This window comes from Paenibacillus sp. An7 (genome assembly GCF_009870785.1).
GTDB lineage: Bacteria > Bacillota > Bacilli > Paenibacillales > Paenibacillaceae > Paenibacillus.
Map to the genome: position 1 here is coordinate 97547 of NZ_WTWX01000012.1, position 15950 is coordinate 113496.

Annotated in this window: 9 protein-coding genes and 2 riboswitches; of the genes, 7 read left to right on the forward strand and 2 right to left on the reverse strand. The window is 40.5% G+C overall.

Features of this window, described 5'->3' with window-relative positions; all coding sequences use genetic code 11:
* Positions 1-13 precede the first annotated feature (13 nt).
* On the reverse strand, positions 14-1213 hold the full coding sequence (locus GQY27_RS14545; RefSeq protein ID WP_160035633.1) for a NupC/NupG family nucleoside CNT transporter: 1200 nt from the start codon (positions 1211-1213) through the stop codon (positions 14-16).
* Between the two features lie 214 nt (positions 1214-1427).
* Positions 1428-1528: riboswitch (purine riboswitch) on the reverse strand.
* Between the two features lie 201 nt (positions 1529-1729).
* Between GQY27_RS14545 and GQY27_RS14550 the strand changes: the two genes are divergently transcribed.
* From GQY27_RS14550 to GQY27_RS14575, 6 genes are all read left to right on the forward strand, one after another.
* On the forward strand, positions 1730-2464 hold the full coding sequence (locus tag GQY27_RS14550) for an SDR family NAD(P)-dependent oxidoreductase (RefSeq protein WP_160035635.1): 735 nt from the start codon (positions 1730-1732) through the stop codon (positions 2462-2464).
* 71 nt (positions 2465-2535) lie between these two features.
* Positions 2536-2955: a MarR family winged helix-turn-helix transcriptional regulator gene (locus tag GQY27_RS14555; RefSeq protein ID WP_160035637.1), complete on the forward strand. Its 420-nt coding sequence runs from the start codon at positions 2536-2538 to the stop codon at positions 2953-2955.
* A gap of 402 nt (positions 2956-3357) precedes the next feature.
* On the forward strand, positions 3358-4830 hold the full coding sequence (locus tag GQY27_RS14560) for a protein adenylyltransferase SelO (RefSeq protein WP_160035639.1): 1473 nt from the start codon (positions 3358-3360) through the stop codon (positions 4828-4830).
* Positions 4831-5020: 190 nt separating this feature from the next.
* Positions 5021-6580: a tetratricopeptide repeat protein gene (locus GQY27_RS14565; protein WP_160035641.1), complete on the forward strand. Its 1560-nt coding sequence runs from the start codon at positions 5021-5023 to the stop codon at positions 6578-6580.
* Positions 6581-6691: 111 nt separating this feature from the next.
* On the forward strand, positions 6692-7813 hold the full coding sequence (locus tag GQY27_RS14570; protein WP_160035643.1) for an SGNH/GDSL hydrolase family protein: 1122 nt from the start codon (positions 6692-6694) through the stop codon (positions 7811-7813).
* Between the two features lie 249 nt (positions 7814-8062).
* The gene (locus tag GQY27_RS14575) at positions 8063-9277 is read left to right on the forward strand and encodes an ATP-binding protein (protein WP_328803005.1); all 1215 of its coding nucleotides are present in this window, start codon (positions 8063-8065) and stop codon (positions 9275-9277) included.
* A gap of 64 nt (positions 9278-9341) precedes the next feature.
* On the opposite strand, the gene GQY27_RS14580 is transcribed toward GQY27_RS14575, so the two are convergent.
* On the reverse strand, positions 9342-10787 hold the full coding sequence (locus GQY27_RS14580) for a DEAD/DEAH box helicase (RefSeq protein WP_160035647.1): 1446 nt from the start codon (positions 10785-10787) through the stop codon (positions 9342-9344).
* A 316-nt stretch (positions 10788-11103) separates the two neighbouring features.
* Positions 11104-11192: riboswitch (cyclic di-GMP riboswitch) on the forward strand.
* Between the two features lie 158 nt (positions 11193-11350).
* On the opposite strand from GQY27_RS14580, the gene GQY27_RS14585 reads away from it, so the two are divergent.
* On the forward strand, positions 11351-15847 hold the full coding sequence (locus GQY27_RS14585) for an NPCBM/NEW2 domain-containing protein (RefSeq protein ID WP_160035649.1): 4497 nt from the start codon (positions 11351-11353) through the stop codon (positions 15845-15847).
* Positions 15848-15950: the final 103 nt, after the last annotated feature.

Genomic DNA, 15950 nt, shown 5'->3' on the forward strand with positions numbered 1-15950 from the left:
TTCTACTTTCATTTTACCAAACAAACAGTCCTACAACCATTGCCGTTAAACTGGATACGAGTATACCGCTTGCTAACAGCAGCCATGTATATTTGGATATAAATTTTGCTCTTACATCACCGAACAAGGCCTGCATACTGCCAAGGATAATACCAATCGTTGTAAAGTTACAGAATGATACAAGGAACGTAGAAATAACAGCTTCTGTATGTGGAGTTAAGCCTGACATAATTTCACTTAGACTTGTCATGGCAACAAATTCATTCAGAACAATTTTCTCACCCATTAACTGACCGACGGTGAAAATTTGTGAGAAGTCTACGCCCATTAAGAAGCTGATGGGAGAGAAGACAACACCAAAGATATTCTGAAGCGTAAACTGATCATGAAATAATCCTAAAATCGTGTTGATTGCAGTAATCAGGGAGACAAAACCAATCAGCATAACTGCGATAATTAATGCCATTTTACCGCCAGTCATCATACTTTTTGAGATCATATCAAAGAAGTTACCCTTTTCCGATTTGGACGGAGTATAAACAATATCCTCTTCTTCCGTAACACGATACGGATTAATGATAGAAGTGATGATAAGTGCTCCAATGGCATTAAGCGGAATAGCTGTCAGTACATATTTAGCGTCTAGCAACTGCAAGTAGGAACTCAGCATCGGTGCACTAACACAGGACATACTTATCATGGCAACGGTTAGCAGCCGTTTGTCGCTCATTTTATTGAGCTGAGTACGGGTTACGGCTAATGCCTCATTATTCCCTAGAAACATAACTTGAATCGAATAGAAACTTTCGAAACGCGGCGTTTTTGCTATTTTAGAGAATGCCCAACCGACCCCGTTAATCAGAGCTGGCAAAATACCAAAATGAGTGAGGATATCAAAAAATACAACAACAAAGATAATTGGCATGAGTACATTCATAAAGAACGTATAGGCAGAGCCGTCAAGAGGAGCAAAATCTCCGAACACAAAATTCACCCCAGACATGGAACTATCAATTAACCATAAGAAAAAGTCGGAAATCCAGGTGATCACTTGTCCGCCAATATCGGTTGATAACATAAACCAGGTTGTAGCTAATTGCAGAACAAACAAGATGATGATAGGTTTCAACGCGATTTCCCTTTTATTGAATGACAAAAGATAGCTTAGCCCTAATAAGACTAAAATTCCAACAAGGTTTATCAATAAATACATTTTGGTTTTGCTCCTTCTGATGATCTATGATGTGTAACATTAAAATATTTTTCTCTAAAAATAAAAGGGGGAAATGAACGCCTGGTATTATCCTTATTTGTTTAATGAAACAAAGAAACCCAGAAACTACCATACTCTTCCGCGAGTAGATAATAGTTCCTGGGTTTCTGCACAAAATCAGACTCTTATCATAAAAACATAAGAGTATAAAACACCAATACATATCACTGCTCATAGTCGAAACCTTTAAGGGGTTCGGTAGAAACTTGCAGGCCATATCCCTGCGATTATATGAGAGAAAATTATTAATTTTGATTTTAATGTCTGGATGAATTATAGCAAAATATTAAAAATTAATAAACAAGTTTAATTAATTATAGTGATATTCTTCGTTGTATCCCCTTACATTTCCCATTGCTTTCTTCTAAATTCTCTGTTAAAGTTTAGATAGTTAATATTTAGACGTCTAAATATTGAATATAAAGATAAATATTTAGGTTATGGGAGGCTTTTAAAATGGGTAAATTAGATAATAAAGTAGCGATTATTACGGGTGGGGCTTCCGGTATTGGAGAGTCCATGGTGGATCTATTCGTACAAGAAGGTGCTATCGTCATTGCGGCAGATATCAATGAGGCAGCACTAGAAAAAGCAAGCCAAAAAGAAAATGTATACGGATTGAAATTAAACGTTGCTTCTGATGAAAGTTGGAAAGAACTAGCTAAGGAAGTAAACGATCGCTTTGGCAAAATCGATATCCTTGTTAACAATGCAGGTATCTCTTCTGAGAAACCTTTCGCAGAAATCACGGAAGAAGATTGGCAAAAAATGCTTTCCATTAATGGATTTGGACCATTTGCAGGTATGAAACATGTAACTCCTTACATGGCTGCTCAAAAGAAAGGTTCGATCATTAATATTTCTTCTTACACCGCAATCATCGGTCAAGGATTTAACCATTACTCTGCATCGAAAGGTTCAGTACGTGCTTTATCTAAAGCAGCAGCTACGACTTTCGGACGTCAAGGTATTCGCGTAAACGCTTTGTTCCCAGGAATCATTGAAACACCAATGACAAAAAATTTGAGTACTTCAAAAGATTTGTTAGATCGTTTGGTACAAGCAACTCCGTTGCAACGTTTGGGTCAACCTAGCGATATTGCTCAAGCTGCACTGTTCTTGGCTTCTGATGATTCTTCCTATATTACAGGTTCTGAAATTGTAATTGACGGCGGGTTCTCTGCTCAATAATATATAGTAACCAGCGTGACAGCTCTTACCTCTTTATTTAAGAGCTGTCATGTATAACCGAGGAGGATTCTATGGAAAGACAACCCTTTTTTGAACTTATACATAGTATGGATAAGGTTACGAATCAATTAATTATTGAGTGGAATAAAACATTTCACGAAGACCTCGGTATTTCGCAGATTATTGTGCTCGGACATTTGAAAATGAATGGAAAAAGCCGGCCATCGGACATTGCAAAAACACTCGGACTTACTCCTCCCACGCTCAGTTATTTATCAGATAAATTAGTAAAGAGGAAGTTTGCTAATCGGTTGACGCATGAAAGCGATCGCCGTGTGATCTATTTGGAAATTACAGAAGATGGTGTAGATGTTTTGAATAGAGCAACCCAAGCAGGTGAGAAACTGCGTATGAATCTATTCGAAAAGTTAACAGAGCAAGAACGGGATCAATTAATTAGTCTATACCAGAAGCTAAATAGTGAAGAGTAAGAAAAGCTAGAACCTCATATATCCCTCAGTAATAAACTGTAAACCTTTGTATTTTCTTGTATTTTACAATCCCCTAAGACTTAATTCAGAAAACAATAAGATGACAGCGCTTCCCTTAAAATTTTTCTGTAATCACATTTGTGATTTATTTACTATATCGGAAGGATCGGCAACTTTTTTTATAACCACTCGTACTAAAGATAATATGTAAAACCTTCTTTATTTATCGGCATTTATCAGCAATCTCCTAGTTTACACACCTATTTGCACCTCCTCGGCAATTTGTTTATACACTTTCTCCATCTCTTATTATCATTATTTGAGCGGTAAGCAAAGAAAGGATGAAAAGGGTATACTACAAAACAAGAAGTGTTCTACAGGCCAAAAGAGGGAGATGAACTCATGAATAAAAAGGAAAGCTCAGATGCAGGCTGGAATTATGACAACAGCTACTCTCGTCTGCCTGATCTATTCTATACCCGCCAAGAGCCTGAACCGGTACGTTCACCACATTTGGTTGTATTTAATGATGAACTAGCGAAGACCCTTGGACTACATGAACAGGTGCTAAATAGTGATCAAGGTGCAAGCGTGCTTGCAGGTAACGAAATCCCAGAAGGAGCTTATCCGCTTGCTCAAGCTTATGCAGGTCATCAGTTTGGGTATTTCAACATGCTTGGGGATGGACGAGCTGTGCTTATCGGGGAACAGGTTACACCTTCGGGTGAGAGATTTGATATCCAGCTGAAGGGATCAGGCAGAACGCCGTATTCAAGACAGGGAGACGGCCGGGCATCCCTTGGACCTATGCTGCGTGAGTATATCATTAGTGAAGCAATGCATGGTCTTGGAATTCCGACAACCCGTAGTCTGGCCGTGGTGAAGACAGGTGAGCTGATTATTCGTGAAACCTATCTGCCGGGCGCTATTCTAACCAGAGTAGCAGCAAGCCATCTGCGTGTAGGAACATTTCAGTACGCTGCGAGTTGGGGCACGAAAGAGGATTTGAAATCCCTAGCTGACTTCGCTTTACAAAGGCATTTTCCAGATTCGGCAGATGCAGAGAACCCGTACCTCCATCTGCTTCAGGAAGTAATTCGAAGACAGGCCCTTCTTATAAGTAAATGGCAGCTAGTCGGCTTTATTCATGGGGTGATGAATACCGATAATATGACGATCAGCGGAGAGACCATTGATTATGGTCCTTGTGCATTCCTCGATGATTATGACACGGCAACCGTATTTAGTTCCATTGATCGGGAGGGGCGGTATGCCTATGGAAATCAACCAAGTATAGCGGGATGGAATCTCACAAGATTAGCAGAAGCCTTACTACCTTTGCTGCATGAGGACACGGAGCAGGGTGTGAGTCTAGCCCAGGACGTACTAGCTGAATTTCCTAAGTTATATCGTCAGCACTGGCTGGCGGGAATGAGAGCAAAACTAGGGCTATATACGGAAGAGCAGGAGGATGAAACCCTGATCGAAGATCTGCTTACCATGATGTACAAGCAAGATGCAGATTACACAAACACATTCCGTTCTCTAACTTTGCAAAAGCCTGAAGAGGTGGCAATGTACGGAAGTGATGAATTCACTTCTTGGTTTGGGCAGTGGCAGGCAAGACTAGACACACAACCAGAAACAAAGGCTGAGGCCTATGAGCTGATGAGCCGCAGTAACCCTGCCGTGATTCCTCGTAACCACCGGGTAGAAGCTGCGTTAGAGGCAGCAGTAGATCAAGCAGACTACAGCGTTATGGAGCAGCTGCTAGATGTGCTTAAAGACCCTTATGCCTATACAGCTGAACAAGCTGAATTTGCTGCACTTCCACCGCAATCAGCTGTACCGTACCGAACCTATTGCGGGACCTGACAGTAAATACCAAGAATCATCATATGAATCGATCGAAAGAAACAGGATATGTAACCCGCATGTAGATGGGAATGTATCCTGTTTTGCTGTAGAATTCGTGACAGAAGGAAAAAAAGAGTATGATAGAGTGAGCAGAAAGATAGAGGATACAAAGCAATAAATAACGGGTAGAGAGCAGGATACAATGAAAATGATAGAGAACAAAAAACAACGTTACCGCTTTAGCGAAGCACCCATATGGGACTTATCACGAGCTTATTATGAAGAAAAGGGAATGAAGGCATGGAATAATGATCAGGTGCCTCAATATATAACGAGTAATCCCATGATTGCTGCAGCTTATGCAGAGATGATATTTGGCTTTCTCCAAGATCGGGCCACTCAAGGACATACCACAGAGCCAGTTACAATCGTAGAGCTGGGAGCTGGAGCAGGACGTCTTGCTTACCATGTACTTCTCGAGTTGTATAAACTCAGGGACTATGCGGGGATATCACTGCCGCCTTTCCGCTATGTAATGACGGATCTTGCTATGAGTAATGTACTGGCTTGGAAAGAGCATCCCGCACTGCAACCTTTTACAGCGGATGGTGTGCTTGATTTTGCAAAATTTGATGCCGTTCAGGACACGGAACTGAACCTAGTGATGGAGGGCATCACCATTAGTAAAGGAGATGTAAAGCAACCTTTACTGGTTGTGGCTAACTACTTCTTCTGTGGAATTCCTCAGGAACTCCTTTATATCCAGGATGGAAACGTATATGAGGCAGATGTTTTTGTGGAATATCCTGAACATATGGATACATTAAAACCGTCAGAAGTATTAGACCAAATATCTTTGCGTTATGAACATAGGAGAGCACCTGAGTATGAGCAGGAGGCATATCCTTATCGTGATGTCATTGCTGTTTATCAAGAAGAATTAGAAGAATCACATATTTTATTTCCTGCAGCAGGACTCACTTGTTTAGAACGTTTGAATCAGTTGTCACAGGAAGGTTTTGTATTAATTACAGCAGATAAAGGAGAGCATTTACTCGACTACTGGAGATTCTCAGAGCCGCCGGAGCTGATTATGCACGGAAGTTTTTCATTAACAGCTAATTATCATGCACTTCAGCAAGTTTTTGAACAGAGAGGAGCCGAGGCATTATTCTCTCCGCACCACTATCGTAATATAAATGTCGGCTGTATTCTTAAGCTGGATCAGCCACAGGGATATTCAAATACAAGACTAGCTTATCGCCGGTTTATTGAGCGGTTTGGTCCCGATGAATTTTATAGTATGAAAGAATGGGTCGATCAAAGAATAGACAGCATGGGGATGCAGCAGATTCTAAGCTTCTGGCGTCTCGGCGGATACGATGCAGAATTCTTCATTCAGAGTGCAAAGCAGATTAGCAGTCTATTGCCGGAGGCAAGAGACGAAGAGCTGCTGGATATTAAAAGGGGTATAGAAATCATGTGGTCATCGTACTATGTGATGGAACAGCGCTATGACTTAGCACTGGATGCAGGCTTAGTATTGTTTGAGATGGAGATGTATGAAGAGTCTAAACGTTACTTAGAAATATCAATTGAGCTTTGCGAAGATGAGGAAGAGATCGTATCTACCGTCTTCTATTGTTTGGCGATATGTTGCTTTGAGTTAGAGAAGATTGAAGAAGCACTTCATTATCTCAGAAAACTGTTAGAACTTGAACCCAATCACGAAGAAGCTTTAGCCTTATTACAAGGGTTTGAACAATAGATTTTTTATAAGACAGGTCCTTTTGGATCTGTCTTTTGCTATTTAAAAGGGTATATTTTACATCTGGCGAAATGTAGTAGGAGGAAGAGGAATGTTTAGGAGGATATATACATGGAGACGTTAGCTAAACTAGAGTTGCATCCCTTATCTGAGATTGAACATTTGAAAGTTCACGGAAGAACGACAGGACGACTTTCTCCGCTCACATTATTCTGGACAGGAAGTGCAGTTGAATTCAATGTCAGAGGATCAGAATTATGGGTGGAAATAGAGGTGGATTATGATACATATGAGCCTTGGGTTAGTATTCTAATCAACTCGGTTCCTGTAAGCAGGCAAATGATAATAGCGGGAAGAAGCTTTATTTGTGTATTTAGAGGGATGAATAAAGAGGTTATAAAAAATGTGCGCATAGTAAAAGACATGCAGGCAATGAGCGGAGACCCTGGCAACTTACTACAGATTCATGCCGTAAAGACGGATGGGGATTTTCTGCCTGTGGAAGAGAGACCTTACAAAATTGAATTCATCGGGGACAGCATTACAACGGGAGAAGGAGCCATTGGTGCGAGAACGGAAGAGGATTGGATCCCGATGTGGTGCAGTGCAATTCACAATTACAGCACGATGACTGCAAGTAAGTTACAAGCGGATTACCGGATTCTCTCTCAAAGTGGATGGGGTATCCTTACAAGTTGGGATAACAATCCGCGTGCAAATATGCCCGATTATTATGAGAAAGTATGCGGCATTCTCACGGGAAAGAAAAATGAAGCTTTGGGTGCCTTTGAGGAAAATGATTTTGAATCATGGCAACCGGATGTGGTAGTAGTAAATCTCGGGACAAATGATGGAGGAGCATTCTATTCCCCTGAATGGAAGGATGAAGTAACGGGGGAAACCTATAAACAACGATTACATGAGGATGGTTCCTATCACGAGGAAGATATACAATCCTTTGAGAATGCGCTGGTTCGTTTTCTCATGAAGATAAGAAAGTATAACAAGCAGGCGAAAATCGTATGGGCTTACGGAATGTTAGGGATACCCATGATGCCAGCCATATACCGAGCGGTTGATGCATTTAAGCAGAAAACAGGAGATCAGAACGTCTCTGTATTCCAACTGCCAAATATGACAGGACAAACAATGGGTGCTCGAAGCCACCCAGGGGCAACGGCCCATGAAAAAGCCGCTGAAGAGTTATCCGCTTATATCCGAAATCTCCTATAAAGATCTTAAAGTAGAAGCATCCTCGCGGATGCTTTTTCCAATTGTATAAAATTGGATGGAGGAAATAGCGTGCATTTTATAGTCAGCAAGCTCAAATTTACTTATAATAATAAATTAGTGCATGTGCTAAATTAATCCAAAAATATTACAACTGCTCTCTTTTGTAGTAAAAGTTAGAAGTGGAGGTAACGCTTGTTCCAAATCTTGCTGCTTAATTTCTTGTTTTTACTCTTTCCAGTCCTCGTATTTTTGATCTTTTTTGAAAATAGACCTTTTTGTAACATTCGTTACGTTTTTGTGGTTTTCTCGGCAGTAACCATGTGCCTTTGTATGATCATGCCGATTCGCTTAGAAGCTGGGTTTATTTTTGATCTGCGATATATTCCTTTTATTATTGTTGCTTTATTCGGAGGGTACAGGCATGTTTTGCCTTTATATATCTTGCTGAATATTTTTCGGTTTTATGTGGGGGGAGAAGGTACACTTCATTCTTTCCTTTTCTCAACGGGTGTGCTGATTCTGGTTCCGTTGTACAGTAAGAGGTTTACGAGATTAGAATCTAAAGGCCGTATTATAGCTGCACCTATCTTCTCTTTCTTGACTATGGGATGCTATCTTATCTCTTTAGCTTGGGTTATTAAGGATTTAGATCATCAGTTCTGGATGCTTGTTGTAGATGCACTCGGAACACATATTGTAGTAATGCTGATCATTATGATTCTTATCGAGAAAATAATTACGAATATTAAGGGACGTGACCGAATCCTTTACTCGGAGAAATTAAATGTCGTCAGTGAGCTGGCGGCTAGCGTGTCTCATGAAATAAGAAATCCGCTTACGGTGACCAGTGGGTTCTTGCAATTATTAGCGAAATCCAAAACCATGACAGAGCAAGAAAAAAGATATGTTAATCTATCTTTGCTGGAACTGAAACGGGCAGAGAAGATTGTAAGTGACCATCTCTCTTTTGCTAAACCACAATCGGAAAATATGGTTTATTCCAATATGAGAGAAGAGGTAGATTACACCCACGAAATTATTATGCCATATGCCTTGTTACATAAGGTGGATGTGAGACTCACATTTAATAACACGTTAAAGGCCTATTATGACCGGAATCAAATCACGCAGTGTCTTATTAATCTATATAAAAACGGGATCGAAGCCATGACAGAAAAGGGCGGCGGAACACTTTTCATCGACATTTTGGAGAAGAAGCAGAATATTATTGTCCGAATTGAAGATACGGGAATTGGCATGACCAATGAAGAAATCACGCGTCTGTATGAGCCTAGTTATTCGACGAAAGAAGAAGGAACCGGTCTTGGAATGCTGATGGTTTACAGTACCCTGAATAAGGTGAAGGGTACTATTGAGGTACATAGTGAGAAGGGGAAGGGAACTACCTTTCTATTAACGATACCCGCATCAACCTCAGAGACTTTTGAAATGAATAAGAAATAGAAAAAGACGAAAGGAACGCATACAGCTGCGCGTTTTCTCTCGTCTTTTTTACATGGCTCAGGCTCTATTTGTTTCCTTTACGGACTTTCAATTGCTTTCCTTTTATGGTTGTATCCTTCATCATCTCAAGCACCTGCGGTCCTTTGCCATTTAGAATTTCCACATCCGTTACATGATCATGAATGGTAATAATACCAATATCGTCTGCAGTGATTCCATCCAGTTTTGCAATGGTTCCCACGAAGTCTACCGCTCTGAATTTTTTCTTCTTGCCGCCATTGAAGTTGAGCTTCATGATCTGTTCGTTTAACAGTTCACGCTTATTCTTCTTAAGTTCGGTACGAACATGTAATTTTCGTTCAAATTCTTCTCTGCGCAGGTCAACGGCCTCTTCGGAAGGGGCTTTCATCTTAGGGATCTCAAACCCAATATAGGCCTCAATATCCGCTAATCGACTGCCGTCTCTAGGAGTAACGAAGGTAATCGCTTTTCCTGTCTTGCCTGCACGTCCCGTACGCCCTGTACGGTGAACATAACTCTCTTTTTCCAGTGGGATGTCGTAGTTAATAACATGTGTAATATTTGTAATATCAATCCCTCTAGCTGCTACATCAGTAGCAATCAGGTAACGGAATTGTCCTCTTCTAAAAGCGTTCATCACTTCAAATCGTTCTTCTTGTTCCATACCGCCGTGAATCCGATCGCATGGATATTCGAGCTCTGCAAGTTCTCTGAACAAGGAATCGACATGCTCTTGAGTACGGCAGAAAATAATACAACTGTCTGGGTTTTCAGTTATAAGTACATCTTCCAGCACAGCGAGTTTGTCTCCCTCTTGTACCTGAATAAGCGTATGTTCAATCGTTGCTGTTGTGATCCCGGTTGCTTTAATTTCAATCTCAGTTGGACTATTCATATACTTACGGGACAGCTTGGCTACATCTTCTGGAAAAGTAGCGGAGAATAACATCGTAACTCGATCCTTGGGCAGTGCCTGAATGATCGATTGAACTTGTTCAATAAAGCCCATGTTCAGCATTTCATCGGCTTCATCAATGACGAGATAAGCGATTCTTTCTAGCGCAAGTGTTCCTCGTTCAATATGATCAAGTACGCGTCCAGGTGTACCGACGACCATGTGAGTCCGTTGTTTTAACTCAGCCTTTTGGATATGAAACGGATGTTTCCCATAAAGCGGGGTAGCTTTGATCCGTTTGAAGCGGCCAATGTTCGTGATATCTTCTGTTACCTGGAGGGCAAGTTCCCGAGTTGGCGTCAGAATGAGAGCCTGCGGCTTATTTTCGTTCCATTCTACTTGCTCGCAAAGGGGAATACCGTATGATGCAGTTTTACCGCTGCCTGTTTGTGATTTGGCTACCAAATCTTTATTTTGAAGTACAACAGGAATGACTTCCGATTGAACTTCTGTTGGCGTTTCATAACCTAAGCTATGAAGTGCTCTTATAATTTCTTCACCTAAAGGATAATCTGTAAATTGCTTCTGACTCATTCTCAACCTCTTCTGCACTATATTTCAGTTCACATACATATAGAATTCTTGTCTCTAATCTAACCTGTACTTATCCAGTATACTCTATTGTTTGATTTCTCTCTAATTTCACGCAAATGTCAGTCTTGCATAAGAAACAGAACTAGAGTCATATAAACTTTTGATCGTCATAGTCCATAAGAATGAAAAGTTACCGGGATAAAGTACAAACCCTTTGCATATTTCAAAAAAATTTAATGATAATTACCTATCTGTAAATGATAAGGGACGTTCCGATAATAAAACAGGACAGTAAATATTGTCTTTTGAACCACCAAAACTTAATAGGCAAACCTTTGGAAACATAGGGACGCAAAGCTATAGGGACTACGGTTTTATATAAACTATTGTCAGCCAGCTGCCAAAGAGTGTGTTTCGCTTTTTGATATAAGAATGTATAAGAATGCAGAGTTTATTTCTTATGCTTTTTTAGATGCGTATAAGTTGCTCTTTAAGAGTAGCTTTTTTTGTGCAAGTTGTAAGGGTTGGAGAAGTACTGCACATCACATCAGGAGGTAGAGAGTATGAAGAAAATGATAGTAATCGCTGCATCAGCGGCAATGCTGCTCAGCGTGTTAAGTGAGACGAGTTATGTTATGGCAAGTGAAGTGCAAAATTCTAAACTAGCAAAAATCGCGGCACAGAGTGAGGTTGGTTCGGCAAGTAAAGCAGCAGTAGTTCCCTTTGATTTATATGGGCAAGAGGTATTACCTACATACAATCGTATTTATAAAATGGAAAATGCAAACATAGCAACTATCGCAAGTAATGGCGGCAATTACCCTAATTCTCAGATTAGTAAAGCAATTGATGGGGATCTGAGTACCCAATGGGAAACAGGAAAGCCAAATAGTACAACATTTACGAATGAGGTTGTTTTTCGGTTAAATGAAATCACTACATTAGATCGAATTGTGTATGCAGCTAGACAGGACAGCGCTAAAGGTAAAGGGTTTGCACAAGAATTTGAGATATATGGATCGGCTACAGATGAAGGAAGTAATTTTACATTAGTATCTACAGGAGAATACATAGGTTCCACAGGGAACATCGTAGAAATTCAATTTGCCCCAACAACGTTTAAGAGAATTAAGTTTGTATTCAAAAAGGCAAATCAAAACTGGGCAAGCGCAGCTGAATTTTCTTTTTATAGAGAAGATAAGGTTAGAGATGCTATGAATACTCTTTTCACAGATGGAACGATGAGTGCGGTGATGCCAGAGTATAATCAAATCGACAAATTGATTACCCTGGAGCAAGAGGCAAAAGGACATCCGTTATATGCTGCTTATAAAGATCAGATTGATTTAGCTAAAAAGCTGGTCAGCGGTGAAATAGATTTGCAAGAGACGCTATTAAAGGCCGAACAGCGAGGCGATATGAGAAAGCATGCACAGCAAAACTTACGAATGAATTTAGGTACGAACAACCAGCCAACCGGATTTACAGCTAAACCTGGTGATCTCATTCATGTTTATTTAGAGGTAGAGTCTGCTGACAAAATCCCTTCCTTAGTCTTCACACAACAAGAAGGATCATGGTCGAGCTTTGCAAAAAATATTCAGCTTAAGCCAGGGGAAAATACAATTACCGTACCCGAAATTGCGACAGGGTCCTATTCCCGTAGTGTTACTAAGGGCGGAACCATTTATATTGTTAATCCCTATACATCAGAAGAGCAAGGGAAAGCTCCAGTGCTTCGTTTTGAGGGGGTAGAGAAAATTCCAATGATGACTTCGGATACAGATCCCGAACAGTTTAAACAAGAGCTGATCGCCTATAAAAAGAAAATGGATGAGGATGCAGCAGCATATCCTAATGTGGCTGATCGCCAAGTAGTCGATGTTGTGGAGATGGTCAGCAATCATATCATTTTCACAGGAACGGCTTCTGAGGCTTATCACCAGTTTATTACTAAAGGCAACAACCCAGTGGATACAATAACTGGCTATGACGTATGGATGAATCAGATTTTTGAAAATTATGGTCTAGATGGAACCAGTGAGGTGAACGATCCTAGATTGATTCGGGAAAATATCCGTCTGATGCAGCCTTATGGTGCCATGTACGCAGCCGGTGATCATACGGGAATTCAAAATAATACGGTTGCTACGATGTTAGCTGATTTTAGAAAGGTTGCTCCAGGATGGGGACTTAACCATGAGATCGGGCACCGTCTTGCGATCGGAGAACGGGAGTACGGGGAAGTTACGAACAACATGGTATCCATGTTGATGTCAGTTGAAGCTCACAGCATGAATAACAGCAATGCGATTGATGACCGTATTCCTTTTGAAACGATCTATAACTATGTAATTAAAGAGAATAAAGTGACGATGGCTTCACAAGGATTGTTTGCGCGCTTAGGTGCTTACTGGCAGTTAGAGCTTGCACATCCAGGATACTGGGGAGATCTATCCAAAATGTATCGTGAACGGAAGGTTTCCCTTACCAATGGTGATATTTCAAAACAACAATATTATGTGGAATTTTCTTCTGAGCTATTGGGCTATGACTTAAGCAGTTATTTTGCTAGACATGGTTTCACGGTTACAGAGGAGACGAGAGTAAAGACAGCTAAGTATCCAGAGCCGAAGAAACTTTGGTACTTAAACAATTCGGTCCTTACATATGAAGGAACAGGAATTGAAAATAAAGATGTATCGGATTTAGTAGAGGTTAATATTGCTGGAAATGCCTCAGCAAAGACGAACACATTGAACATTAGTATAGATAAAGAATATCAGAACGATATCTTAGGTTATGAAATTTATAGAGATGATATCCTCGTTGGTTTCACAAGTAAGAGTCAGTTCATGGATACAAATGTAGATACAAGCATTAATTATACCTATAAGATCATTGCATATGATAAAAAGTTGAACCCATTAAACCCGACCCAATGTAAAGCATTTCAGCCTAAATTATCAGTAGAAGAGCAGATAACCCTGAAATTAAACCAAACGTTTGATCTAGTAGATTATGTAAAAGCAACAGATTATCAAGGAAAAGAGATTACAAGGGAAGTCGTTGTTACATCAAGCGATGTGGATGTTACGAAAAAAGGAAGCTATAAAGTGGTGTACGAAGTTCAGAGCGAAGGAATGACTGTGACGAAAACAGCGAATGTTATCGTAACGAGTAACTTGGAGTATGCTTCTGATCTGACTGCAGAATCGACTAGAGTAGGTTATGGTCAGTTCAAAAAAGATACAGCGCCAGGCGGCAATGTAATTACGCTTCTCAGACAAGGGCTTACGGTGACATACGCAAAAGGCATCGGAGTACATGCTAACTCTGAGGTGATATACAATATTGAGGGTAACGGATATGACTTCTTTGAAAGTTATATCGGCGTTGATTACGCAGCCGATAGAACAAGGGCATCAGCTATATTTGAGGTGTATGTAGATGGTGAGAAGAAATTTTCCAGCGAAGTAATGAAAGCAAGCACTGAGCATGAATTCATAAAAGTACCGGTTGCAGGAGCGAAAAAAGTGAAACTTGTAACAACAGATGCCGGTGATGGTAACACACAAGATCATACCGTATGGGCTGGTGCTAAATTTACCACGGCTTCAAGTGCACCTGAGCTTTTCATACCTAAATCCGTATCTACTACAGTAGGTCAAGAAATTATGATTCGTACTTATTATTCGGCTGTTGATGCAGAAGATGGTGATTTAACTTCCGAGGTCATCGTGGCGGGTGAAGATCAAGTTAATTTTAATAGAGCGGGAGAATACCCTATTACTTATACGGTAACCGATCGTGATGGAAATACGGCCACAAAGACAAGAACCATAGCTGTTGTGGATATGGAAGATTATACGTATTTAACCGATTACGACTGGAGTTCAACGCAGAATAGTTATACAGCACCGCTGAAAGACATCTCTATTAGTGCGAAGGCTTTACGATTGACGAATGAGAATAGCAGCGAAGTTTCCTACACAAGAGGGATCGGTGCACACTCTAATTCCACTATTGTGTATGATCTAACGGATAAGAATTTTGATTACTTCACCTCTTTCGTTGGGGTGGATCGTCAGATGTATGGTTCTGTAGGTTCCATCAGTTTCGAAGTGTTTGTAGATGGAGAGAAGAAATTTGACAGCGGACTGATGAATTCAAGAGATCCGCAGAAATTCGCCCAAGTGGACATTAATGGAGCAAAAGAACTTAAGTTAGTCGTTACCGATGGTGGGAATGGAAATGGATCTGACCACGCAACATGGGGAGATACGAAGCTGCATTTTGCTAATGCCAATCGCTTGTTTACATATGAGCTTGAACAAGCAATCGAGGAAGCAAAAGCGGTTATTTTAGAAGGATACACTTCAGAAAGTATCGAGGTGTTCACAACGAGCTTAGCAAAAGCAGAAGAGGTCCTCGCTAATCAAGGAGTAACTCAAAATGAAGTCGATGCAGCAATAAAAGCTTTAAATAGCGCAAAAAAAGGTTTGAATCAGATAGATCTTACTCAAATCATAACGGTAAAAGACAGTTATTTAAGTGACACCATTAAGAAAACGTTAGGTGTTACCGGGGAAGTAACACTAGGTGATATGTATAATCTTACTTCATTAATCTGTTTGCCTAAGGGGAGAGAGCGAGTTCGTTCTCTTGAAGGATTAGAGTATGCTATAAATCTGGAGACCCTTAATATCAGTGGAAATGAAGTCACCGATTTTTCTCCGATTGGCGGCTTGGTGAAACTGAGTAACTTTACTCTGGATCCTCAATACATGGAGGTAGCCCAATTAAATGGACCTGTTGTTAAAGTCGATAATCTCGTTACAGGGATAGATGGTAATAAAGTAATCCCTGTTACAGCAGTAATTCGAAACAATAAAACGTCCCAAGAGACAGTGCTTGATGGTAGTGAATGGTCGAAGTCCCCTGAGAAATTCACCTTTGATTTAACGAATGAAGAGAAGGGATACTACACGTTTGTAATTGCCTATAAAGTAGAAGGCAGCTTGGTACAATTAATGTATATCATCGATAATAGTAAGTAAGATAAATTCAAAAATAAGAGCGCCCCGCGGGGTGCTCTTATTTTTTTGCATGTGCGCCCGGCATGGGCGATAACTCGGCGGTGAAAGTCCGCTACAGGCTTGG

What these genes read in the sequence shown, in the direction of transcription:
- GQY27_RS14550 (WP_160035635.1), top strand. Translation starts at nt 1,730, where the DNA reads ATGGGTAAATTAGATAATAAAGTAGCGATTATTACGGGTGGGGCTTCC.
- GQY27_RS14580 (WP_160035647.1), bottom strand. Translation starts at nt 10,787, where the DNA reads ATGAGTCAGAAGCAATTTACAGATTATCCTTTAGGTGAAGAAATTATA.
- GQY27_RS14565 (WP_160035641.1), top strand. Translation starts at nt 5,021, where the DNA reads ATGATAGAGAACAAAAAACAACGTTACCGCTTTAGCGAAGCACCCATA.
- GQY27_RS14545 (WP_160035633.1), bottom strand. Translation starts at nt 1,213, where the DNA reads ATGTATTTATTGATAAACCTTGTTGGAATTTTAGTCTTATTAGGGCTA.
- GQY27_RS14585 (WP_160035649.1), top strand. Translation starts at nt 11,351, where the DNA reads ATGAAGAAAATGATAGTAATCGCTGCATCAGCGGCAATGCTGCTCAGC.
- GQY27_RS14570 (WP_160035643.1), top strand. Translation starts at nt 6,692, where the DNA reads ATGGAGACGTTAGCTAAACTAGAGTTGCATCCCTTATCTGAGATTGAA.
- GQY27_RS14555 (WP_160035637.1), top strand. Translation starts at nt 2,536, where the DNA reads ATGGAAAGACAACCCTTTTTTGAACTTATACATAGTATGGATAAGGTT.
- GQY27_RS14560 (WP_160035639.1), top strand. Translation starts at nt 3,358, where the DNA reads ATGAATAAAAAGGAAAGCTCAGATGCAGGCTGGAATTATGACAACAGC.